At 71.9% G+C, this 21,685-nt stretch carries 20 protein-coding genes; 13 read left to right on the top strand and 7 right to left on the bottom strand.

The genetic code is table 11. The annotated features are described in order from the left end of the window. Positions 1-580: 580 nt before the first annotated feature. The gene (locus tag F4558_RS26025) at positions 581-1,114 is read right to left on the bottom strand and encodes a hypothetical protein (RefSeq protein ID WP_167946330.1); all 534 of its coding nucleotides are present in this window, start codon (positions 1,112-1,114) and stop codon (positions 581-583) included. Positions 1,115-1,433: 319 nt separating this feature from the next. On the opposite strand from F4558_RS26025, the gene F4558_RS26020 reads away from it, so the two are divergent. Beyond that, on the top strand, positions 1,434-2,057 hold the full coding sequence (locus F4558_RS26020; RefSeq protein WP_053651888.1) for a phosphatase PAP2 family protein: 624 nt from the start codon (positions 1,434-1,436) through the stop codon (positions 2,055-2,057). Between the two features lie 206 nt (positions 2,058-2,263). On the opposite strand, the gene F4558_RS26015 is transcribed toward F4558_RS26020, so the two are convergent. From F4558_RS26015 to F4558_RS26005, 3 genes are read right to left on the bottom strand one after another with little or no spacing between them, the layout of a single operon-like run. Further along, positions 2,264-3,487, bottom strand: a complete 1,224-nt coding sequence (locus F4558_RS26015) for a hypothetical protein (RefSeq protein WP_053651890.1) — start codon at positions 3,485-3,487, stop codon at positions 2,264-2,266. A 49-nt stretch (positions 3,488-3,536) separates the two neighbouring features. Next, complete coding sequence (locus tag F4558_RS26010) at positions 3,537-5,222, bottom strand: GTPase (RefSeq protein ID WP_053651892.1); 1,686 nt, start codon at positions 5,220-5,222, stop codon at positions 3,537-3,539. After that, positions 5,219-7,060, bottom strand: coding sequence for a GTPase family protein (locus tag F4558_RS26005; protein WP_053651894.1), 1,842 nt, complete (start codon positions 7,058-7,060; stop codon positions 5,219-5,221). Before F4558_RS26005 ends, F4558_RS26010 begins: the two co-directional genes overlap by 4 nt. 220 nt (positions 7,061-7,280) lie before the next feature. Here F4558_RS26005 and dnaK point away from each other — a divergent pair, with 220 nt between their 5' ends. The 5 genes from dnaK (at position 7,281) to F4558_RS25980 (ending at position 12,104) form a co-directional block, all read left to right on the top strand. Further along, positions 7,281-9,155 (top strand): molecular chaperone DnaK, encoded by a 1,875-nt coding sequence (gene dnaK / locus F4558_RS26000; protein ID WP_167946328.1) that lies wholly within the window; start codon positions 7,281-7,283, stop codon positions 9,153-9,155. A gap of 47 nt (positions 9,156-9,202) precedes the next feature. Then, positions 9,203-9,961 carry a nucleotide exchange factor GrpE gene (gene grpE / locus F4558_RS25995; protein WP_167946326.1) on the top strand — a complete coding sequence of 253 codons (759 nt, stop codon included), beginning with the start codon at positions 9,203-9,205 and terminating at the stop codon, positions 9,959-9,961. An 85-nt stretch (positions 9,962-10,046) separates the two neighbouring features. Beyond that, entirely contained in the window at positions 10,047-11,234 is a 1,188-nt protein-coding gene (gene dnaJ, locus F4558_RS25990; RefSeq protein ID WP_053651900.1) for a molecular chaperone DnaJ, read from the top strand. 30 nt (positions 11,235-11,264) lie between these two features. Continuing rightward, positions 11,265-11,705: a heat shock protein transcriptional repressor HspR gene (locus F4558_RS25985; protein ID WP_030332087.1), complete on the top strand. Its 441-nt coding sequence runs from the start codon at positions 11,265-11,267 to the stop codon at positions 11,703-11,705. A gap of 135 nt (positions 11,706-11,840) precedes the next feature. After that, positions 11,841-12,104 (top strand): hypothetical protein, encoded by a 264-nt coding sequence (locus F4558_RS25980; RefSeq protein ID WP_167942856.1) that lies wholly within the window; start codon positions 11,841-11,843, stop codon positions 12,102-12,104. 78 nt (positions 12,105-12,182) lie between these two features. Here the strand turns inward: F4558_RS25980 and F4558_RS25975 are convergent, their stop codons facing one another. The 3 genes from F4558_RS25975 to F4558_RS25965 form a co-directional block, all read right to left on the bottom strand. Next, entirely contained in the window at positions 12,183-12,614 is a 432-nt protein-coding gene (locus F4558_RS25975; protein ID WP_053651904.1) for a hypothetical protein, read from the bottom strand. Positions 12,615-12,826: 212 nt separating this feature from the next. Beyond that, a complete protein-coding gene (locus tag F4558_RS25970) occupies positions 12,827-14,032 on the bottom strand; it encodes a cation:proton antiporter (protein WP_167946324.1) in 1,206 nt (401 codons plus the stop codon). Positions 14,033-14,037: 5 nt separating this feature from the next. Then, positions 14,038-14,538 carry a cation:proton antiporter regulatory subunit gene (locus F4558_RS25965; protein ID WP_053651907.1) on the bottom strand — a complete coding sequence of 167 codons (501 nt, stop codon included), beginning with the start codon at positions 14,536-14,538 and terminating at the stop codon, positions 14,038-14,040. Between the two features lie 185 nt (positions 14,539-14,723). On the opposite strand from F4558_RS25965, the gene clpB reads away from it, so the two are divergent. The 7 genes from clpB (at position 14,724) to F4558_RS25930 (ending at position 21,621) form a co-directional block, all read left to right on the top strand. Beyond that, positions 14,724-17,315: an ATP-dependent chaperone ClpB gene (clpB, locus tag F4558_RS25960; protein ID WP_053652342.1), complete on the top strand. Its 2,592-nt coding sequence runs from the start codon at positions 14,724-14,726 to the stop codon at positions 17,313-17,315. 177 nt (positions 17,316-17,492) lie between these two features. Continuing rightward, positions 17,493-18,119, top strand: a complete 627-nt coding sequence (locus F4558_RS25955) for a DUF4178 domain-containing protein (RefSeq protein ID WP_053652343.1) — start codon at positions 17,493-17,495, stop codon at positions 18,117-18,119. Between the two features lies 1 nt (position 18,120). After that, the gene (locus F4558_RS25950; RefSeq protein WP_053651909.1) at positions 18,121-18,633 is read left to right on the top strand and encodes a DUF2617 family protein; all 513 of its coding nucleotides are present in this window, start codon (positions 18,121-18,123) and stop codon (positions 18,631-18,633) included. Further along, positions 18,630-19,055 (top strand): DUF4247 domain-containing protein, encoded by a 426-nt coding sequence (locus tag F4558_RS25945; RefSeq protein ID WP_053651911.1) that lies wholly within the window; start codon positions 18,630-18,632, stop codon positions 19,053-19,055. The genes F4558_RS25950 and F4558_RS25945 overlap by 4 nt, the downstream gene beginning before the upstream one ends. Positions 19,056-19,091: 36 nt before the next feature. Next, the gene (locus F4558_RS25940; RefSeq protein WP_053651913.1) at positions 19,092-19,514 is read left to right on the top strand and encodes a DUF350 domain-containing protein; all 423 of its coding nucleotides are present in this window, start codon (positions 19,092-19,094) and stop codon (positions 19,512-19,514) included. 52 nt (positions 19,515-19,566) lie between these two features. After that, entirely contained in the window at positions 19,567-21,159 is a 1,593-nt protein-coding gene (locus F4558_RS25935) for a polyamine aminopropyltransferase (protein WP_167946322.1), read from the top strand. Between the two features lie 81 nt (positions 21,160-21,240). Next, positions 21,241-21,621: a hypothetical protein gene (locus F4558_RS25930; protein WP_245241364.1), complete on the top strand. Its 381-nt coding sequence runs from the start codon at positions 21,241-21,243 to the stop codon at positions 21,619-21,621. Positions 21,622-21,685 lie beyond the last annotated feature (64 nt).

Below are 21,685 nucleotides of genomic sequence, written 5' to 3'. Positions count from 1 at the left end.
CGCGCGGCGTGAGCCGGATTCTTGGCTGAACCCGGTTCGGGAGCGCCGGCGCCGGGCCGCGCCTGCCGCGAGGGTGCGCGGCGGTCACGGCTGCGTTGCCGTCGTGCTCCATATTCGCAGAGCAGGTGAGCGCGCCCACAGTACGCCTGCCCCGCATTCCGAACGTCTACGGTTTGCTGCCGTTTGTCTTCATCGTGCCGTAGCGCGTCCACCGGGCGATCCGGCGATGATTCGTCACCGTTCGGTCAGTGCTGCGTGTCGACACGCGGTGGGGACTAGCTGACGGACGGTAACTAAGTCAGGCTGATTGCCACAGGATCGCGTTGATCGGGTGGTTTGCCGGCTTCCGGGCGACGACGCCTGTTCTCCCGCAGCGACGAACGACAGCAGCGAACGACAGCAGCGAACGACAGCAGCGAACGACAGCAGCGAACGACAGCAGCGAACGACAAGGGGGCGCGGTGGACGAGCCAGGTGACGGTGCCGGTGTACCGCTGCTCGGCCGACACCGGGCCGCTGGTGGTTACCGCCGGGTGGTCGGGGCGCACCGCGCACCAGGCATCGGCGGCCCTTCCCGGGGCTACCTGCTCACCGTCGCGCTACTCGTCGGCACCGCGTCGATGCCCATCCTCGCCGCGATCAGCGCGGGTTCGGCCACCCAGGGCAGCACCGCCCTACCGGACAGCGGCACACCGTTCATCCCGACGCCGTCGGTCGGGCCGGTGGTCATCCCGATGCCGATGACCGCCCAGCCGGCGCTCCCACCACCGGGCACGCCCGGCGCCAATCCGACGACGACCCCTGGCTGGCTGCCCGCGGCTCCCCGACCCGCAGCGGGCGAGTCCAGGTCCGGGCCGACGGCCGACGACAGGGTGCCCGCACACCGGGCTGCCCCCGCGCCGCCGGTACCGCGTGCGACCCGGAGCACCCCACCGGCCGCGCGCCCGCCCAGTCCGTCGCCGGTGCCGTCGCCCACCGGGCCACCGGACCCCGACCCGACCCCGACACCCACGCCGAGCCCGACGCCGACCGACCCGGTAACGCCTACCGCGACCGACCCGGTGACGCCCACGGCCACGGACCCGGTGACACCCACGGCCGTCCCGACGAGCACCTACAGCGTGCCGGCCGGCACACCGCCGTGCACACCTCCCGCCGGGCCACCTACCCGGACCGCCACTCCCACGGCTTCGGCCTCCCGGACCGCCACTCCCACGGTGCCGGCTTTCCGGACCGTCGCCCCCACAGCGCCGGCTTCCCGGCCCTCCCTGACGTCGGGCGCCCGGCTCACCCGGACCGCGCCGCCGCCTACGGTCGGCTCCTAGCCGGCCGGACCGAGGCATCCCACCGCTCCAGCAGCGGTACGGTGACGATCAGGCGCCACCGACACGGGCGGCGACGGTCCACGGTAGGCACGTACCGGAGGGGGTGGCGTGGGCGGCGGTGCGGAGCCCCGCCCGGTCGCCGTCCGGCCCGGCCCGGGGCTGCGGATCGCCCGACTGGTCACCGAGCTGACCGCGCCGGCTGTGCTGGTGTCGCTGCTGATGATCGCGGTGAGCTGGCACAGCTCCCCGGGCGGTGGCCGCGGCCTGGCGTGGGGCCTGCTCGCCACGCTCTTCGTCACCGGCATCCCGTTCGCCTACATCCTCGGCGGGGTGCGCCGGGGCCGGTTCACCGACCACCACATCGGCCGTCGGGAGCAGCGGCGGGTACCGCTGCTGGTCGGCCTCGGCTCGGTCACGGCAGGGCTCGTCCTGCTCACAGTGCTCGGTGCGCCACGGCCGCTGCTGGCGCTGGCGGTGGCCGGGCTGGTGGGGTTGGTGGTCGCGGTGTCGGTGAGCCACTGGTGGAAGATGTCGATCCACTCGGCGGTGGCGGCCGGCACGCTGGTCATCCTGGCGATGACCTTCGGACGCGGCTTCCTCGTCGCCGCACCGCTGCTCGCGGTGGTCGGCTGGTCCCGGGTGCGACTGCGCGACCACACCGTGCCGCAGGTGCTTGCCGGAGGCGTGGTCGGCGCGCTGATCGCCGCTCTCGCCTTCGGTCTGCTGCGCTGAGCGAACCTGCCGCTGCGTGTATCGAGCCGTGCGGAGGCAGGGCGTGCGGGAACCGCGCCGGCCGGCCCGGAGCCGTCAAGCCCCGTGCCGCCCGGCGCCCATCAGACGCACACGCCGCCCGGCGCCCATCAGAACGCACACGCCGCCCGGCGTCGTCAGACGCTCACGCCGCCCGGCGCGAGATCTCCCGCCCGGCGCTGGCGCCGTCAGGCGCCGTCGTCGGCCAGGCGGTGGCGGTTCGCCTCGATCCAGGCGTCGAGCGCGGCCGGGTCGTCCGGATCCACGCCGTCTGCCATCAGCTGGGCTACCGCAGCCGTGGCCGGGCTGCGCCGCTCGCCGGTCGAGTAGAGCCGCGCGAACTCCGGCACCATCTCCTCGATCGCCTCGTCGGTGCGTGTCGCGGCGGCCTCGGGCAGCCCGCGCTGGCGTGACGCGTACCGGGCCCAGGCGCGGAGCACCCGGGGCAGCATGGCCGCGTCGTCCATGTCGAGCACGGCACGGCGGTGCACCCAGTCGAGCAGGAAGAGCCCGGACACCGCAGGGCTCCACCGCATCGGGTCGGCGTCCGGGAAGGTCGCCGAGTGGTCCAGCAGCAGGCTCAGGCAGAAGTGCAGCGAGGCGAGCTCCGGGCCGTCGACGGTGTCGAGGCCGAACCGCGCGGCCTCCGGAGCGGCAAGGAAACGCCGGACCAGGTCGGTGCGCTCGGCGGCGGACAGCGGCTCGACCTCCGCCGGGCTGGTCGGGGCGGCGGCAGTGGGCAGCATCGCCAGCCGGGCGCCCACCAGCGCGCGGTCGGTGGCGAGCGAGCCTTCACCGGGCAGCTCGCTCAGGTCGTCGGTGACCGAGAGATGGCGGGCCACCTCGCCCCGCAGCCGGGACGGGTCCTCGGTGCGGAACCAGGTCAGCTCGTCCTCGGCGCACATCTGCCGGACCTGGTCCAGGATCCGCTCCGCCGGCCCGCCGACGAAGATGTCCTTGGTGACCCCGATGTTGTGGTCGACGAGGGCCACAAGCGCGTGCTCCGGGCCGCCTGCCGCGTCGTCGTACGCGAAGGTGGCGAGGTAGGAGGTCTGGTCGCCGTACACGTCGCCGTACGCCCAGCTGCCGGTGAGGTGGACCCGGCCGAGCTGACCCGACCAGGCGGGCGCCTGGCTGCCGGGACGGACCCGCTCGGCGCCCTCGGCGTTCGGGACGAGGATGGCGAAGACCTGCCGGATGGTGGTCGCCGACGCGATCCGGCGGCGGGCGGTGGCGGCGAGGAACCCGGTCACGAATTCCCGTACGGCGGTGTCGCGGTCGGTCTCCGCGATCGCGTAGACACTGCCCAGCAGGGCACTGCCGAGCATCTCGGCGTCGAGGGCGGACTCCAGCTTGGTCACGTCGCGTGCGGCGTGCAGCACCGCGTCGTAGGGGGTCTGAGGCGTGGCCATGCTCCGACCCTACGCCGCCGGAGGGGCTGTGCAGAGCGGTAGCGATGCGTCAACGGTGGGCGGCGTCCCCCAGCGCCTCCCGTGCCTGCTCGTACGAGGCGAGCACGGTCCGCACCGGAACGAGCACGTACTCGTGCCCCACGTCGGCCACCTTCACCGTCAGTCGCTGCTGCGCCCGACCGCGTGCCCGTCGGGCCGCCCAGCGGGTCACCGGGCGGGTCAGCGCCGCCACCAGAAGCCCGGCCAGCAGCCCGCCGAGCAGCAGCAGGGTGGGCAGCGGCACCTGGCCGACCATCGGGTTGTCCAACGCTGGCAGGCCGAGCACCCGCAGCGCGTACCCGAGCACCAGCCAGCCCAGCCCGACCACGGCGGCGAGGGTGACAAGCCACTGCACAGCGCCGACGACCCGCCACCAGAGCGGCCGCCGGTCCAGGCCGAGGTCGGCGCTGGCGATGGCGCGGTCCAGCGCGTCGGGCAGGTCGTTCAGGCGGGACCGGGCGGCCGCGGTGACAACTGACGGCCAGGCGGCGGGCAGGTGGGCGGCGGCCCGGTCGGCCACCGCGCGGATCGCCAGGCCGAGCGCCGAGCGTTGGGCGGCGGTCGGGTCCGGGACCGAGGTCGCCGCGACAAGGCTCTCCGCCGGGTCGGCCTGGTCGCCGGTCGGGCCGGGTAGGTGCAGGCGCCGCAGCGGGTCGGGCCGGAGCCGACGCCAGCCTCGTACCACGGGCCAGCCGGTGGCCGCGCCGGCCCGGTGCCGGTACGCCTGCTCGACCGCCTCGGCCACCGCCGGCACACCTGCCGCGCCGGCCAGCGCCCGGTTCAGTCCGGCGACGGCCGCGTCGTCCGGCCCGGCCGGGCGTCGCGCCGAGCCGACCAGTTCGTCGAGCCCGGCGACCACCGAGTCGACGTCGCCGGCCAGCCGGCGCAGGGCGGCCTGCCGCTCGGCGACGGTCCGCTCCAGGGCGTTGCGCAGCCCGACCATCCCGGCCGGGTCGATGGCGGTGGTGGCAAGCAGTGGAACTCCGGTCAGCCCGTCGCTGTCGAGCAGCCGGCGCAGGTCGTCCAGGACCCGAGGCAGCTCGGCCGGGGGCAACCGGTCGGCCTGGTTGAGCACGACGAGGGTGACGTCGCGGTGCCTGTGGAACTCGCGCAGGTAGCTGTCGTGGATCACCCGGTCGGCGTACTTCTGCGGGTCGACCACCCAGACCACCTGGTCGACCAGGCCGAGCAGCCGGTCCACCTCCAGCCGGTGGGACCGCTGCACCGAGTCGAAGTCGGGCAGGTCGAGCAGGATCAGCCCGTGCAGGGCCGTCTCGTCGTCCCCGTCGAGGGCGCTCTCGCGGACGAAGCGGTGCCGAGGCAGCACACCAGTCCAGTCGAGCAGCCGGTTGGCGCCCTCCAGCGGACCCCACACGCAGGCATGGGTGACGCCGGTGGTCGGCCGGCGGACCCCTACCGGCGAGAGTTCCAGTTGGGCCAGGGCGTTGAAGAGACTGGACTTGCCGCTGCCGGTGGCGCCTGCGAGGGCGACAACTGTGTGGTCGCGGGACAGCGCGAGCCGGGTGCCGGCCCGTTCGACGAGGGTGTGCGCGGGCACCAGATCGGCGTCGGGCAGCAGGCCGTCGACGGCGGTCAGGAACCGGCGTACCGCGTCGACGCGGGCGATCAACGCATCCGGGTCGATGCGCTGGTCGCCCCGGAACGCCTCGCGTACCCGGCCGGCGATGTTCGTCACCGGGAGTCCTCCTCGTCGCCGCCCGCCGGCAGGTCGCTGCCTGTGGCCAGGCCGCTGCGGTGCCGGGCCAGTTCGACCTGGCCGGCGGCGCGGCGCAGTTCGTCACCGGCCGCCGCGGCGGGCCGGGCTTCGGCGGTGCGGGCCAGGAAGCGGTCGGCCTCCGTGTCCAGCAGCGCCCGTACCCGGGCCAGCAGGTCGGTGCGGGCCTTCGCGGCAAGGGTACGCACCGCCTGGTCGCCGAAGATCGCCTGGAGTACGGCCTGGGCGGCGACGGTCGTGCCGGCCCCGGTGGCCAGCTCCAACCCGGTGGGAATGAACGCGGTGGAGGCGAACACGGCGATCATCACGGCCAGCCCTGTGGCGTTGACCGCGTACGCGGCGGTGCGCGCCACGAACCGCTTGTCGCCGCCCTCGACCCGGACGAGTTCCAGCACGCCGCGCTGCCAGTCCCGGACCATCCGCTCGGCGCGTTCGGGCAGGTCGTCGCTCGGGTGGGCGAGCCCCGGCTCAAGCAGGTCGGTGCCCGCCGGATGCGCCTTCCACCCGGTGTACGCGGCCTCGGCGGCCTCGGACGCCACCCCGCGCAGCAGTGTGACGAGCTGCGACTCGATGGCGTTGCGCAGCTCGGCGGCGGGGGCAGGCCGACCGGTGACGGCGGCCACCAGCCGGTCCCGTATTCGACCGATCCGTGCTTCGAGCGTGCGGAAGAATTCGCCGGTGCCGACGAACTCCTGCCAGCGGGCGAGCACCTCGCCGCGGAGCAGCCGGCCGTCCCGCAGGCCCTGCTCGACAGTCCGCTCGGCGCCCCGGTAGGCGCCCCGGACGCGCTCGTCCAGACCGTCGGCGGCGGCGACCTGCTCGTCGGCGGCGTCGGCCAGCTCCTCGACGGCGGGGTGCAGGGCGGCCAGCGCGCCGTCCAGGGTCTGCCGGACCACGGCGGCGCGGGCGTCGGCGTCGGCGGCCAGCCGGGCGAACCAGTCGGCGAGCGGCGCGGTGACGCCCTCCGGGAGCAGCCCCTGGCCGTCGACCCAGGTCTCCGGGAGGACGAAGAGAGGTGCCCGGCCCAGATCCTGCTCGGCGAGCATCTCGGTCAGGTGCGCGGCGATCTCGTCGCTGGCCTCGGCGGGCACCCGGTCCAGCACCATGGCGATCACCGCGCCCCGGGCCCGCGCGCTGCGCAGCAGTTCCCAGGGCACCGCGTCGGCGTACCGGGCGGCGGTGGTGACGAAGAGCCAGAGGTCGGCGGCGGCGAGCAGTTGGCTCGCGAGCGCCCGGTTGGCGTCGACGACCGAGTCGATGTCGGGTGCGTCGAGGAAGGCCAGGCCGGGCGGCAGGGCCGGGGCGGTGACCAGGTGCAGGGCGCGGGGGTCTTCGCTGGGCTCAGTGGTGCGGGTCAGCCCGGGCAGCAGGTCACCCTGCCGGAACCAGGTGGCGTCGGCCGGGTTGCAGACCAGCACCGGCGAGCGGGTGGTGGGCCGGAGCACACCGGCGGCGCTGACGCGGGCCTTCACCAGGCTGTTGACAAGCGTCGACTTGCCCGCGCCGGTGGAGCCGCCGACCACCACGAGCAGAGGGGCGTCCAGGCGGGCGAGCCGGGGCAGCAGGTAGTCGTCGAGCTGGTCGGTGAGGGCCGTGGCGGTGTGCCGGGCGGAGTTGGCGGAGGGCAGCGCGAGGGGATACCGGGCGGCACCGATCGCGGCCCGGAGGCCCGTCAGCGCGCCGGGGAGGCTGTCGTCCCCGGTGGTGGCGGGCGGCTCCTCCGCGGCGTCCGGCGGGCCGGTGCGGGCTGCGACGGCGGGCGCGCCGGAACGGGTGGCGGAATCGCCGTGCGTCGTCACCGCTAAAGCGTGCCCGACCGATGCAAGGGAAGACAACCGGACGGTAATAACGTCTGGGTTGCGTCGGGTCGGCTCAACTCGACTTGACGATTCGCCAACGCGTGGCACTATTGAGTCAAGTTCACTCAACTTGTGGTGGGGCCCGCTGCGGGCGGCGCCCGCCAGGCAGTCGCGGGCAACACCCGCCACCTGCACAACCTTACGAAGCGAGGAAGCGAAGATGGCACGTGCGGTCGGTATCGACCTCGGCACGACGAACTCCTGCGTCAGCGTTCTCGAGGGCGGTGAGCCCACCGTCATCGCCAACGCTGAGGGCTCGCGGACGACCCCGTCGATCGTCGCGTTCGCCCGTAACGGCGAGGTGCTCGTCGGTGAGGTCGCGAAGCGCCAGGCGGTGACCAACCCGGACCGGACGATTCGTTCGGTCAAGCGGGAGATCGGCACCAACTGGTCCGTCGACATCGACGGCAAGAAGTACACCCCGCAGGAGATCTCGGCCCGGACGCTCATGAAGCTCAAGCGGGACGCCGAGGCGTACCTGGGTGAGCAGATCACCGACGCGGTGATCACCGTCCCGGCCTACTTCAACGACGGCCAGCGCCAGTCGACCAAGGAGGCCGGTGAGATCGCCGGCTTCAACGTGCTGCGGATCGTCAACGAGCCGACCGCGGCCGCCCTGGCGTACGGGCTGGACAAGGGCTCCAAGGAGCAGACCGTCCTGGTCTTCGACCTCGGCGGCGGCACCTTCGACGTGTCGCTGCTCGAACTGGCCGAGGGCGTTGTCGAGGTCAAGTCCACAAGCGGTGACAACCAGCTCGGTGGGGACGACTGGGACCAGCGGATCATCGACCACCTGGTCAAGACGTTCCGCGGCGAGCACGGCATCGACCTGGGCCAGGACAAGATGGCGCTCCAGCGGCTCCGTGAGGCCGCCGAGAAGGCCAAGATCGAGCTGTCCGCCGCCACCACCACCAACATCAACCTGCCGTACATCACCGCTGGCGCGGCCGGCCCGCTGCACCTGGACGTGACGCTCAGCCGCGCCGAGTTCCAGCGGATGACGCAGGACCTGCTGGACCGCTGCAAGGGCCCGTTCGAGCAGGCCGTGAAGGACGCCGGGATCAAGGTCTCCGACGTCGACCACGTGATCCTGGTCGGCGGCTCCACCCGGATGCCGGCCGTCACCGACCTGGTCAAGCAGCTCACCGGTCGCGACCCCAACAAGGGCGTCAACCCGGACGAGGTCGTTGCCGTCGGCGCCGCTCTGCAGGCCGGCGTGCTCAAGGGCGAGGTCAAGGACGTCCTGCTGCTCGACGTGACCCCGCTGAGCCTGGGCATCGAGACCAAGGGCGGCATCTTCACCAAGCTGATCGAGCGCAACACCACAATCCCGACCAAGCGCTCCGAGGTGTTCACCACTGCGGACGACAACCAGCCGTCGGTGCTCATCCAGGTGTTCCAGGGTGAGCGGGAGATCGCGTCCTACAACAAGAAGCTCGGCACCTTCGAGCTGACCGGCCTTCCGCCGGCGCCGCGCGGCGTGCCGCAGATCGAGGTCACCTTCGACATCGACGCCAACGGCATCGTCAACGTGCACGCCAAGGACCTGGGCACTGGCAAGGAACAGAAGATGACGATCACCGGCGGCTCCTCGCTGCCGAAGGACGACATCGAGCGGATGCGCCGGGACGCCGAGGAGCACGCGGAGGAGGACAAGCGCCGCCGCGACGACGCCGAGACCCGCAACGTGGCCGAGGCGCTCCAGTGGCAGACCGAGAAGTTCCTCGCCGAGAGTGGCGACAAGCTGCCCAGCGAGAACCGGGAGCAGCTCAACGAGGCGCTCGGCGAGCTGCGTGGTGCCCTCGGCGGTCAGGACATCGAGAAGATCAAGTCGGCGCACGAGCGCCTGGCGCAGGTCTCCCAGCAGGCCGGCTCGTTGCTCTACGCGCAGCAGTCCGAGCAGGGCCAGCAGCCCGGCGGCGAGGCCGGCCCGGGTGCGGCAGGTCCCGGTGCGACCGGCCCGCAGGCGGGTGCTGCCGGCGGTCCCGACGACGTGGTCGACGCGGAAATCGTGGACGAGGACGGCAAGAAGTGACCGTCGGCCTCCGGCACGTATCCACGGCGAAGGGATGAGGTAGCCGCATGACGCAGAAGTCACGAGCCGCCGACCCGGACGACGCCGGGTCGACGCCGGGTGGCTCCGCGCCCACGGAGCCAGCCACCGGTGACGAGGAGCGGGTGGTCATCCGCAACAACCGCAAGCTCACCGACACGACGGAGCCGGAGGGCACCGCCACCGACGCGGGGAGCGACGTCTCGGCCGAGGGCCTCGTCGAGGATGCCGAGGTAGTGGTCGACGAGATCGAGATCGAGGCGACCTCTGTCGAAGGGTCGACGCCGTCCGGTCCGCCGGTGGTGGACGCCCCGGCGCAGCCCGTCGACGGCGGCGGCACCGGGACGTCACTCGGTGCCGAGCTGGAGGCGCTCCGGGCCGAGTTGGAGGAGCGGACCAGGGACGTGCAGCGGGTGTCGGCGGAGTACGCCAACTACCGCAAGCGGGTCGACCGGGACCGCAGCCTGGTGCAGGAGCAGGCGACCGGCTCTGTGCTGGCCGCGCTGCTGCCGATCCTCGACGACCTCGACCGGGCGAGGGAACACGGCGACCTGGTCGGGCCGTTCGGCTCGGTGGCGGAGCAGCTCACCACCGCGCTGGGCAAGTTCGGCCTGGCCGCCTTCGGCGAGCAGGGCGACCCGTTCGACCCGACCCGGCACGAGGCGGTCGCGCACCAGACCTCGGCCGACGTCAGCGAGCCGACCTGCGTGCAGGTCATGCGCCGCGGCTACCAGCTCGGTGAGCGGCTGCTGCGCCCCGCGCTGGTAGCGGTCGCGGATCCGGAATAGTGCGAGACAGTGACCGGGCCGTCCCGTCCCCCGCGCAGCGGTGGGCGGGACGGCCGGGCCACGACGGTCGAGAGGAGGTGGACCGGTGAGTTCGAAGGACTGGCTCGAGAAGGACTTCTACGCCGTGCTCGGCGTGGACAAGGCCGCCTCCGCGGATGACATCAAGAAGGCGTACCGCAAGCTGGCCCGGGAATCGCATCCGGATCACAACCCGGGCGACCCGAAGGCCGAGGAGCGGTTCAAGGCCGTGTCCGAGGCGTACAACGTGTTGTCGGACGCCGGCCGTCGCCGGGAGTACGACGAGATGCGCTCGCTGTTCGGCTCGGGCGCGTTCCGGCGCAACGCCCGTGGCTCCGGCCAGCCGGGCGGCGTGCCGTTCGACGTGTCCGACCTGTTCGGTGGCGGTGCGGGCGGTGGCGGTGACCGTCGCTTCGGCGGTGCCGGCTTCCAGGACCTGTTCAGCTCGATCTTCTCCGGCGGGCAGGCGGGCGGGCAGGCAACTGCGCGTGGTCCGGCCCGCGGCCGGGACGTGGAGACCGAGGTGGCGCTGGACTTCGGCGACGCGGTCCGCGGGGTGACCCTGCCGCTGACGTTGCGCGCCCCGGGCGTCTGCGACACCTGCCACGGCAACGGTGCCAAGCCCGGCACCCAGCCGCGTACCTGCCCGGTGTGCCACGGCGCTGGCGTGACGACTCGGGACCAGGGGTCGTTCAGCTTCTCCGAGCCGTGCCGCAACTGTCAGGGCGTCGGCACGGTCGTGGAGGAGAAGTGCCCGGAGTGCCACGGCAGCGGCGGTGTCACAAAGACCCGCACGCTTAACGTGCGCTTCCCTGCCGGAGTGGCCGACGGCCAGCGCATCCGGCTTGCCGGGCGCGGTGAGCCAGGTGAGCGCGGCGGACCGGCCGGTGACCTGTTCGTGCACGTCAAGGTTCGACCGGACGAGCTGTTCGGGCGTACCGGAGACGACCTGACTCTGACCGTGCCGGTGACCTTCGCGGAGGCCGTGCTGGGCACGGACCTGCGGGTGCCCACGCTCGACGGTGCGGTGACCCTGCGGGTTCCGCCGGGCACGCCCAGCGGGCGGGTGCTGCGGGCCCGAGGCAAGGGTGTGGTCCGCCGTGACGGGCAGGCCGGCGACCTGCTGGTCACGCTGGAGGTGGTGGTGCCGGCCCGCCTGTCCGACGAGGCGCGCACGGCACTTGAGGCGTTCGCCGAGCAGAGTCCGGCGGCGGCGCGGGAACATCTCGACGCCCGGGTGCGTCGGGTCAGTTAGTCCGGTGGGATGGACGCGGAGGTGAGCGGGATGTCGGGCGAGTTCCTCGGTTCGGGTGACCCGGCCTACGAGGCCAAGGTGCTCATGATCTCGGTCGCGGCACGGATGGCGGGGATGCACCCACAGACCCTGCGCCAGTACGACCGGCTGGGGCTGGTGCAGCCGGGCCGGGCTGCTGGCGGCGGACGCCGGTACAGCGTTCGGGACGTGGTGCTGTTGCGCGAGGTGCAGCGGCTCAGTCAGGACGACGGGATCAACCTTGCCGGCGTCAAGCGGATCATCGGGCTGGAACGGCTGCTGGAGCAGGCGCAGCAGCGGGTGGCCCGGCTGGAGGCGGAGTTGGACGCCGCGTACCGCCGGGTGGCCGAGTTGGAGTCGCTGGCCCGCTTCCCGGGCCGTGACCTGGTGCCGACCAACCGCACGTCCACGGCGCTTGTGGTGTGGCGTCCCCGCCGTACGCCGGACCGTTGACCCGTAGCTCACTTTCGTCGTTCCCGGCTCCCGGCCCGTGTCGATTTTTCGGCGCGGGCCGGACCCTTTCCGTTAGCCTGTCAATACGGGTCCTACCGCCTCAATTCGGGCCTATCGGCCCGATAAGGGGGAACGATGGCGGGGCCGACGAAGAAGCTGGCGGAGCAGACGGAAGACCGGTTGGAACAGTTGGCCGACACCGTCCGCGCGAAGTTCGACAAGGTGACCGAGGGCAGCTTCCGGGACCGGATCGTCGAAGGGCGGTTCGCCGACCACGGTGACCGCGCCGACGAGGCCGACCACGGCGAGCGCGCTGACAACGGCGAGCGCGCTGACCACGGTGGCCGCGCTGACTCCGGCGGACGCGTTCGGCCTGAACCCGGCCGGAAGCACGACTGACCGGTAACGATGTGCGGGCCGGGACCCACGGGGGGTCCCGGCCCGTCGCTCATCGCCTGTTCGGCCGGCGGTCGCGTGTCAGCCGAGGCGGCGGTTCTCGCGGACCAGACCGCCTTCGCACCAGTCCCGGTAGACGAACAGGTCCGGTCGGGCGAGGAGTACCCGGCCGTTGTGCGCCCAGATTCTCATCAACTCGTCGCCGTCGCGTTCGGCCTGCTCGACCAGCTTGCGGAAGCGCCGCTTGGGGTGGGCGCGGAATTTCGTCCGGATGCCGTCGGCGGCGTAGATGTAGAGGCAGTGCAGCGCGAAGCGTCGAGCCGGGCAGGTCGGGTCCATGGCCAGGTCGAAGAGCGTCAGCACCAGCCGGTCGCCGGAGACGAGGAGGTCCCAGTCGGGCGGCATGGAAGCAAGCGGCACCGAATCGGGCTGGAATGCCCAGGCTCGCAACTCCGCCGGAGTCGGATCGACGGGGTTGGCAAAGCCGTGGAACGTCGACTCCTGCACGCTCACCGGCCAACCTTCCGCTCTCGCCCGCGTCGGCACTGGCCACCTGCGGACCGTGGCTGCTGGGGCGAAACGGTAACCTGCCCGCCGGTTGCTGCGGTAGTACCCGCAGGGGCGCAATTCGGCAACCGTTGGCTGTGCTGGTCTGAACGGAAGATCCGCTGACCGTCGCCGCCGCTGTCGTGCCTGTCGACGGCACGACAGCGGCGGCGGCGAGGTCAGTCGGGGACGGGGATCGGCGCGCTTCGTTGGATGAGCGCGCGGCTGCGTAGCCACCGTTTGAACCACTGGAAGTCCGGCAGTCGGGCCAGCATCGGACCGGTCACCACGGTGATCAGGACGTACGCCGTGGCCAGCGCGGCCAGCCGCGGCTCGACGCTGCCGGCCGCCACCGCCAGCCCGGCGATGACGATGGAGAACTCCCCACGGGGTACGAGTGCCAGGCCGGCCCGCCAGCGACCCGGCTCGCCGATGCCGACCCGGCGGGCCGCGAGGTACCCGGTGAGCGTCTTCGTCGCCATCGTGATCACGGCCAACGCGAGCGCCGGCAGCAGCACCGGTGGGATGTCCCGTGGGTCGGTGACCAGGCCGAAGAAGACGAAGAACACTGCGGCGAACAGGTCCCGCAGCGGCGACAGCATCTCGGTGGCGTGGTGCGCCACCGGCCCGGAGAGCGCGATGCCGACCAGGAACGCGCCGACCGCCGCGGACACCTGGAGCTTCGCCGCGATGCCCGCGACCAGCAGGGTCAGACCGAGTACGCCGAGCAGCAGCGCCTCCGGGTCCTTCGCCGACAGCGCGGCCGAGATCAGGTGGCCGTACCGGATGGCGAGGACAAGCACCACCAGGACGGTGCCCACCGCGATGGCGAGGGCTATGCCGCCGCCGATCAGGCCCGTGCCGGCGAGTACGGCGGTGACCAGCGGCAGGTAGAGAGCCATCGCCAGGTCCTCGATGACGAGCACCGAGAGGATCACCGGTGTCTCCCGGTTACCGAGCCGGCCCAGATCGCCGAGGACCTTGGCGATCACGCCGGAGGAGGAGACCCAGGTGATGCCGCCGAGGACCAGGGCGGCGACCCAGTCCCAGCCGAGCAGCAGGGCGAAGGCCGCGCCGGGCAGTGCGTTGAGTACGCCGTCGATGAGGCCGGCCGGAGCAGCCGAGCGGAGGTTGCCGACGAGTTCGTTTGCCGAGTATTCCAACCCGAGCATGACCAGCAGCAGGATGACGCCGATCTCGGCGCCGACAGCGAAGAACTCCTCGCTGGCGCCGAGCGGCAGCAGCCCGCCGTGGCCGAAGGCGAGCCCGGCGAGCAGGTAGAGCGGGATGGGTGACAGGCCCACCCTGCGGCTGAGCCGCCCGAGGATCCCGAGGAGGAGGAGCAGCGCGCCGACTTCGATGAGAAGGGTTGTGGAATCGTGCATCCGCCTCAGCCGTCCGGGTCACTGTCGGCGAGGATGGCGGACACGCCGTCGAGCCCTTTGCGGGTCCCGACGACGACCACCACATCGCCGGCTGCGAAGCGGAAGGTGGGAAGCGGTGAGACGTTGACTTCACCGTCGCGCAGCACCGCCACGATGGAGGCGCTGGTGCGGGTGCGTGCCTTCGTGTCACCGAGCATCCGGTTGACGTACCGCGAGCCGGCCGGGATGGCGATCTGCTCGGTGAGCAGACCGGCGGCCTGCTCGCGCAGCCCGGACAGTTGGCCGAGCATCAGCGACGCGCCGAGGATGTCGGCCAACGCCTCCGCCTCGTCGTCGGTGAGCGGGATGTCCGACTGGCAGGAATCTGGATCGTCCGGATCGTAGAGGACAAGATCGCGGCGGCCGTTCCGGTGGGAAACGACTCCCAGGCGGCGTCCAGACTCCGTCACCAGATCATGACGCACGCCGATGCCCGGCAGGGCGGTTTGCTCGACACGTACTCGCACCGGGCAAGGCTACAGCTTCCGGAACAGGCGGCAGATCCGGAGATGAGTGACCCCTCGGCAATCGAAGGCCCTGACTGGCGGTGGCGTCGCCGCGAGTGATGGGTGTCACAGCGGTAAGGTTGAGTGGAATACGCTCAACTCTGGTTGTGTCCAACCCAATGGACAACGCCGATCCGGGGGAGCCCATGAACGCCGAACGCCTCACCACCAAGAGCCGCGAGACCATCACCGGCGCCGTCGCACTCGCGAACCAGCGCGGCCACGCCACCGTCGAGCCCTGGCACCTGCTGCTGTCGCTGCTGGACACCGACGGTTCGACAGCCACCGGCCTGCTGCGCGCCGTCGGGGCCGACCCCGCCGAGCTGCGTCGGGCAGCCCAGCGCGCTGTCGACGGCCTGCCGGCCGCACGCGGCTCCAGCCTCGCCGAGCCCACCCTGGCCCGGGAGTTCGTCAACGCCATCGGCGCCGCCGAGCAGATCGCCCGTCCGCTGGGCGACGAGTACACCTCCACCGAGCACCTGCTCGCCGGCCTCGCCCGGGTCGGTGGCGCGGTGGCCAGCGCGCTGAAGTCGGCAGGCGTCACCGAGGAGACCCTTGTCGCCGCGTTCCCGACCGTCCGGGGTGGCGACCGTCGGGTCACCACCGCTGACCCCGAGCAGACCTACCAGGCCCTCGCCAAGTACGGCGTCGACCTGACGGCCAGCGCACGGGACGGCAAGATCGATCCGGTCATCGGCCGGGACTCGGAGATCCGCCGGGTCATCCAGGTGCTCTCCCGGCGTACCAAGAACAACCCGGTGCTGATCGGCGAGCCCGGTGTCGGCAAGACCGCGATCGTGGAGGGCCTGGCCCAGCGGATCGTGGCCGGCGACGTCCCCGAGTCGCTGCGCGGCAAGAAGTTGGTATCGCTGGATCTCGGCGCCATGGTCGCCGGCGCCCAGTACCGCGGCCAGTTCGAGGAGCGGCTCAAGTCCGTCCTGGAGGAGATCAAGAACTCTAACGGGCAGGTCATCACGTTCCTCGACGAGCTGCACACGGTCGTCGGCGCCGGCAAGGGCGAGGGCTCGATGGACGCCGGCAACATGCTCAAGCCCATGCTGGCCCGCGGCGAACTGCGGATGGTCGGTGCGACCACGCTTGACGAGTACCGCGAGCACATCGAGAAGGACCCGGCGTTGGAGCGCCGCTTCCAGCCGGTGCTGGTCGGCGAGCCGACGATCGAGGACACCATCGGCATCCTGCGTGGCCTCAAGGAGCGCTACGAGGTGCACCACGGCGTCCGGATCACCGATGCCGCGCTTGTCGCCGCCGCGTCGCTGTCCGACAGGTACATCACCGACCGGTTCCTGCCCGACAAGGCGATCGACCTGGTCGACGAGTCGGCGTCCCGGCTCCGCATGGAGATCGACTCCCGGCCGGTCGAGGTGGACGAGATCGAGCGGGCGGTCCGGCGGCTGGAGATCGAGGAGATGGCGCTGGCCAAGGAGCCGGATGCCGCTTCCGCCGAGCGGCTGGCCCGGCTGCGTCAGGAGTTGGCCGACAAGCGTGAGCAGCTCACTGTGCTCTCCGAGCGCTGGCAGACCGAGAAGAGTCACATCACCAAGCTGTCCACCGCCAAGGAGGAGCTGGAGCGCCTGGGCGGCGAGGCCGAGCGGGCGGAGCGGGACGGCGAGTTGGAGCGCGCCGCCGAGCTGCGCTACGGCCGGATCCCCGCCCTCAAGGTCGAGCTGAAGCAGGCCGAGGAGGAGCTCGCCCAGCTCCAGGCCGACGGGGCGATGCTCAAGGAGGAGGTCGGCGCGGACGACATCGCGGCAGTCGTCGCCTCCTGGACCGGCATCCCCGCGGGCCGGCTGCTGGAAGGTGAGACGGCCAAGCTGCTCCGGATGGAGGAGTCGCTGGGCAGCCGGGTCGTCGGCCAGGCCGAGGCCGTCGGAGCGGTCTCCGACGCGGTACGCCGGGCACGCGCCGGCGTCGCCGACCCCGACCGCCCCACCGGAAGCTTCCTCTTCCTCGGGCCGACCGGTGTCGGTAAGACCGAGCTGGCCAAGGCGCTCGCCGAATTCCTCTTCGACGACGAGCGGGCGATGGTCCGCATCGACATGAGCGAGTACGGCGAGAAGCACTCCGTCGCCCGCCTGGTCGGCGCCCCGCCCGGGTACGTCGGCTACGAGGAGGGCGGGCAGCTCACCGAGGCGGTGCGCCGCCGGCCGTACTCGGTGATCCTGCTGGACGAGGTGGAGAAGGCCCACCCGGACGTCTTCGACGTGCTGCTCCAGGTCCTCGACGACGGTCGGCTCACCGACGGCCAGGGCCGCACCGTGGACTTCCGCAACGCGATCCTGATCCTCACCTCCAACCTCGGGTCGTCGGTGATCAGCGACCTGATGCTGGCCGAGGAGCAGCGCCGCGAGGGGGTTCTCGCGGTGGTCCGCTCGCACTTCAAGCCGGAGTTCCTCAACCGTCTCGACGACATCGTGGTCTTCGCCGCGCTGCGCGGGGAGGATCTGCGCTCCATCGTGGACATCCAGCTCGAACGGATGCGGAACCGCCTCGCCGACCGCCGGTTGGGGCTGGACATCACCGAGCCCGCGCGTCAGTGGCTCGCCGAGCATGGCTACGACCCGATCTACGGCGCTCGCCCGCTGCGTCGCCTGGTCCAGACCGCGATCGGAGACCAGCTCGCCAGGGCCCTGCTCTCCGGCACCATCCGCGACGGCGACACCGTCAAGGTCGACCTCGCCGACAGCAAGGAGGGGTTGGCCGTCAGCGCAGGCTGAGCCGTCCCACCCGGAGCCGACCCCGCCCCGCCGGCGGGGTCGGCTCCGTCTGTCCCCCGAACCTGGGACACCTGATGGAACGCTCGGTAGTCGGGCGATTACCGGCTCGTGCTTGAGTTTCCCCAGGTGCGCGGGGTTGTTACCGTCTGCGCCGACGCACTTGGGGAGGTGGTCGGCATGAACGGTGCCATGGCGTACGTGGTGACGACGCTTGGGTGTCTGGTCGGAGTCGCCGGCATAGTGGTGGCGTTGGTGGCTTTGCGCAAGAGTCGCAAGCAGGCCCCGCCGGCGGCACCCGTGGACCCGTTCCGCGACACCGACAGCGACGCGCTTCGCGGCGACCCGCGCAGGCTCAAGCCCGGCGACATCGTCGAGATCCGCCGCGTGTCGTACGCGGTCCGCGGCTCGGTGTACTTCGCCGAGGGCAGCTGGAGTTGGGCCGAGCACCTGCTGGACACCGTCGACGGTGACAAGCGGTGGCTCTCCGTGGAGGAGGACCCGGACCTGGAGCTGGTGCTCTGGACCGCCGAGCCGGCCGCGACGATCACCCCGGGTGCGCACACCCTCGACTTCGCCGGCCGCCGCTACGCCGCCGAGGAGTCCGGCCAGGCCCGCTACACGGCCGTCGGCAGCACCGGACTCGACCCGAACGGCACCGTCCGCTACCACGACTACCGGACATCGAGTGGCGAGCGGCTCTCCTTCGAGGCGTACGGGCAGGCCGGCTGGGAGGTCGCCCGGGGCGAGCAACTGCACCGCGCCGACGTGATGGTGTACCCGCAGGCCGGACCGGGAGCGGTCTGACGTGCTGGTGAGCCTCGACACCCCTTATGTGGACACCTGCGCGGCGGACCTGAGCCTGGCAATCGGCGGCCCGGAGCGTCCCGCGCTGCACGTCCGCGACCTCACACTGCCCGGCGACGTCCGGCTGCGGCTGCGCCTGCTCGGCGCGTCCCACCAGGTCGTGCTCACCGACTCCGCAGGTGGTGACGGGCTCACCGAGACGGTCGCCTGCCTGCCCGGTCGCCCACCGCACCTGCCTGGCTCCCTGCACGACGAGGCGGGCGGCTACCGGTTCACCGCCACCGTGCTGCGTCCCGCCGCCGGTGAGCTGCACGCCCGTATCGCCGCGCTCCGCGCCGACCTGGCCGCCGACCCGTACGCCCTGGTCGGGGTCTTTCCCGGGGATCCGGACGCGGTCACCGCGCTGGCCGTACGCACCGATCCTCCGGACGGGTCGGTCGGCTGGCGTACCTGGCACGCATACCCCCAGACCAACGAACTGGTCCTGACCGAGACGGTGGTGGCACTGCGATGACGTACCGACGCTGGATCGTGGTGGGCATGGCGGTCGCCGTGGTCGGCGTGCTGGTCGCCGGCTTCGCGATCGTCAACGGCACCTTCTCGCCCCGCGGCTACGTGAAGGACAAGTACACCAGGGCGGCCAGTCGGGACATCGGCAGGGAAGCGATCGCGTACACCTCGTCGAAGTCGCCGACCCGGGTCGCCAAGGAACTGACCGACAAGTGGCGGCCGAGCGACCGCTACACCGACGGCAGCGGTGTGTACCTGCGCTACGACGACGACTCGGTGGTGATCCTGCCGCTCGCCGCCGGCTCGGTGATCCTGCTCGAAGACATGAAAACCGCACACCCCCGCTACCACTCGACCGTCGGGTCGTACTGGGGCTGGGGACGCGGCAGCAGCGTCCGGGGCGGCGGCCCCGGCAGCGGCAAGTAAGCCTGACGACCGACCCCCTCACCCTGGAGCACTCCTATGCAGAATCTCGTCACCGACCTGCTGGTCACCCTCGCCTTCGGGGTGGTCGGCGTCGTCCTGATGGGCGTCGGCTACGGGCTGGTGGATCTGGCCACCCCCGGCAAGCTTCACGAACTGATCTGGGCCGAGCGCAACCGCAACGCGGCGCTGCTGCTCACCTCGAACCTGCTGGGCGTCGGCATCATCGTGGTCGCGGCGATCGTGGCGAGCGACAACGACTTCACCCTCGGCCTGATCGGCGCGGCGGCGTACGGGATCGTCGGCCTGGTCATCATGGCCGCCGCGTTCCTGCTGCTCGACGCGGTGACCCCGGGCCGGCTGGGTGAGCTGCTCGTCGACCCGGAGCCGCACCCCGCCGTGTGGGTGTCGGCCGCGGTGCACCTGGCCACCGGCGCGATCATCGCCGCCGCCATCATCTGATGACCGGGGCAACACAACCGGGCGAAGCCCGCCGGACGTACCCAGGGCAGGCGTGAGCACCGAGGCGCCGGCGGCTGTCGACGGTGGTTCCGAGGCACGGCCGCGCTGGCGGTTCGCCCGCGCGGCCGTGCTGCTCGCGGTCTTCGTCTGCGCGGCCTGCGGGTTGGTCTACGAGCTGGCTCTGGTCGCTCTCGGCAGCTACCTGATCGGCGACACCGTCGGGCAGGCGTCGATAGTGCTCGGCGTGATGGTCTTCGCGATGGGGGTCGGGGCGCTGGCGGCCAAGCCGTTGCAGTCGCGGGCCGCCGCCGCGTTCGCGGTGATCGAGTTGACCCTCGCCCTGCTCGGTGGCCTGTCCGTGCTCGGCCTCTACGCCGCCTTCGCCTGGCTCGACCTGTACGGTCCCGCGCTCGTCGGCACCGCCTTCGTGCTGGGTCTGCTGATCGGCGCGGAGATCCCGCTGCTCATGGTGATGTTGCAGCGCATCCGTGAGCAGGCCGCCGGCAGTGCGGTGGCTGACCTGTTCGCTGCCGACTACGTGGGCGCGTTGCTCGGCGGGCTCGCCTTCCCGTTCCTGCTGATCCCGGTCTTCGGTCAGCTCAAGGGCGCCCTGCTGGTCGGCGCGGTGAACGCGGTGGCCGGTCTCGCCCTGGTCTGCACCGTGTTCCGGGCGGAGCTGAGCCGCCGGGCCCGGCTCGTCATCGGCGCCGGCTCCGTCGTGGTCGCGCTCTGCCTGGGGTACGCGTGGATCACCGCCGCCGATTTCGAGGTGACCAGCCGGCAGCAGCTCTACCGGGATCCGGTGGTGCACGCCGAACGATCCCGTTACCAGGAGATCGTGCTGACCCGGTCGGTGCGCGAGGCCGGTCATGCCAAGTCCGACCTGCGCCTGTTCCTCAACGGCGACCTCCAGTTCAGTTCGATCGACGAGTACCGCTACCACGAGGCGCTCGTGCATCCGGCGTTGAGCGGGTCGCGCGGTGAGGTGCTGGTCCTCGGTGCCGGTGACGGCCTCGCGGTCCGCGAGATCCTGCGTTACCCGGACGTGCGCCGGGTGACAGTGGTCGACCTCGATCCGGCGGTGGTGGCGTTGGCCCGCACCGAGCCGCAGCTGCGGGCGCTAAACGGCGGCGCGCTCGACGACCCTCGGGTACGGGTGTTGAACACCGACGCCTTCGGCTGGCTGCGTACCGCCGCCGAGCGTTTCGACGTGGTGGTCGCCGACCTGCCCGACCCGGACGAGACGGCGACCGCCAAGCTCTACACGGTCGAGTTCTACACGCTGATCCGGTCGGTGCTCGCCGAGCAGGGGCGGCTCGTGGTGCAGTCCGGCTCGCCGTACTTCGCGCCCCGGTCGTACTGGTCGATCGAGGCGTCGCTGCGGGAGGCCGGCTTCGCCACGGTGCCCTACCACGTGGACGTTCCGTCCTTCGGTGACTGGGGGTTCCTGCTCGCGGCGCCGGGAACCGTCCCGCCGGTGCTGGAGTTGCCGGCCGACGCGCCCCGGCTGCGGTTCCTCGACGCGGAGGTGCTGAGGTCGGCGGCGACCTTCCCCGCCGATCGTCCCCGCCTGGACGTGCCCGCCTCCACGTTGTTGCACCCCAGAGTCCTTGACTACGCCCGAGCCGAGTGGCGCGGCTACTGACTCGCCGGGCGTTCTCCACTGATGACGCAAACCTCTTGATCAGGAGGGTGGAGTGGGGCCCGGCGGGGAAAGGATGGGGGCATGTTCGGGATGCGCAAGGCTTGGCAGCGGGACCTCGACGCGGCCATCGACGAGTTGATGAAGGCTGACACGCTCGCCTTCGGCGGCACTGGCTTCGCCGGCACGCTGCTGCCGGTGACCAAGGCGTACCTCCGGGTCGAGGCCGCCCACGGCGAACACCCCGACGAGGTACGCCAGCAGATCGACCGGCTGTTGGACAAGGGGTCGCCTGCCGGCCGGGCGTACGCGGCCACACTGTTGGAGCGGATCGACCCGGCGGCGGCCCGATCGGCCTGGACGTCGCTGCGGGACGACCGCACCGAGTTCACCACGTTCGTCGGCTGCGTCATGGGGCGCTCCACCGTCGGCGACTACGCCACCCAGCGACTCACCGCAGCATGATCCATTCGCCGATCGAGCCTGCCCGATCGGTGCTGCCCATTCCCGGCCTTCCGCCGTACGTTGC

The organism is Micromonospora profundi, from assembly GCF_011927785.1.
Classification (GTDB): Bacteria; Actinomycetota; Actinomycetes; order Mycobacteriales; family Micromonosporaceae; genus Micromonospora; species Micromonospora profundi.
The sequence above is the reverse complement of the archived record's forward strand: the minus strand, read 5'-3'. Positions and strand labels throughout refer to the sequence as shown.

Bases quoted from the DNA above. Each gene is read 5' to 3' on its own strand.
- F4558_RS25945 (WP_053651911.1), top strand. From the start codon at position 18,630: ATGACGTACCGACGCTGGATCGTGGTGGGCATGGCGGTCGCCGTGGTC.
- F4558_RS25970 (WP_167946324.1), bottom strand. From the start codon at position 14,032: ATGCACGATTCCACAACCCTTCTCATCGAAGTCGGCGCGCTGCTCCTC.
- F4558_RS25940 (WP_053651913.1), top strand. From the start codon at position 19,092: ATGCAGAATCTCGTCACCGACCTGCTGGTCACCCTCGCCTTCGGGGTG.
- grpE (WP_167946326.1), top strand. From the start codon at position 9,203: ATGACGCAGAAGTCACGAGCCGCCGACCCGGACGACGCCGGGTCGACG.
- F4558_RS26015 (WP_053651890.1), bottom strand. From the start codon at position 3,487: ATGGCCACGCCTCAGACCCCCTACGACGCGGTGCTGCACGCCGCACGC.
- F4558_RS25955 (WP_053652343.1), top strand. From the start codon at position 17,493: ATGAACGGTGCCATGGCGTACGTGGTGACGACGCTTGGGTGTCTGGTC.
- F4558_RS25985 (WP_030332087.1), top strand. From the start codon at position 11,265: ATGTCGGGCGAGTTCCTCGGTTCGGGTGACCCGGCCTACGAGGCCAAG.
- F4558_RS25980 (WP_167942856.1), top strand. From the start codon at position 11,841: ATGGCGGGGCCGACGAAGAAGCTGGCGGAGCAGACGGAAGACCGGTTG.
- clpB (WP_053652342.1), top strand. From the start codon at position 14,724: ATGAACGCCGAACGCCTCACCACCAAGAGCCGCGAGACCATCACCGGC.
- F4558_RS25930 (WP_245241364.1), top strand. From the start codon at position 21,241: ATGTTCGGGATGCGCAAGGCTTGGCAGCGGGACCTCGACGCGGCCATC.
- dnaK (WP_167946328.1), top strand. From the start codon at position 7,281: ATGGCACGTGCGGTCGGTATCGACCTCGGCACGACGAACTCCTGCGTC.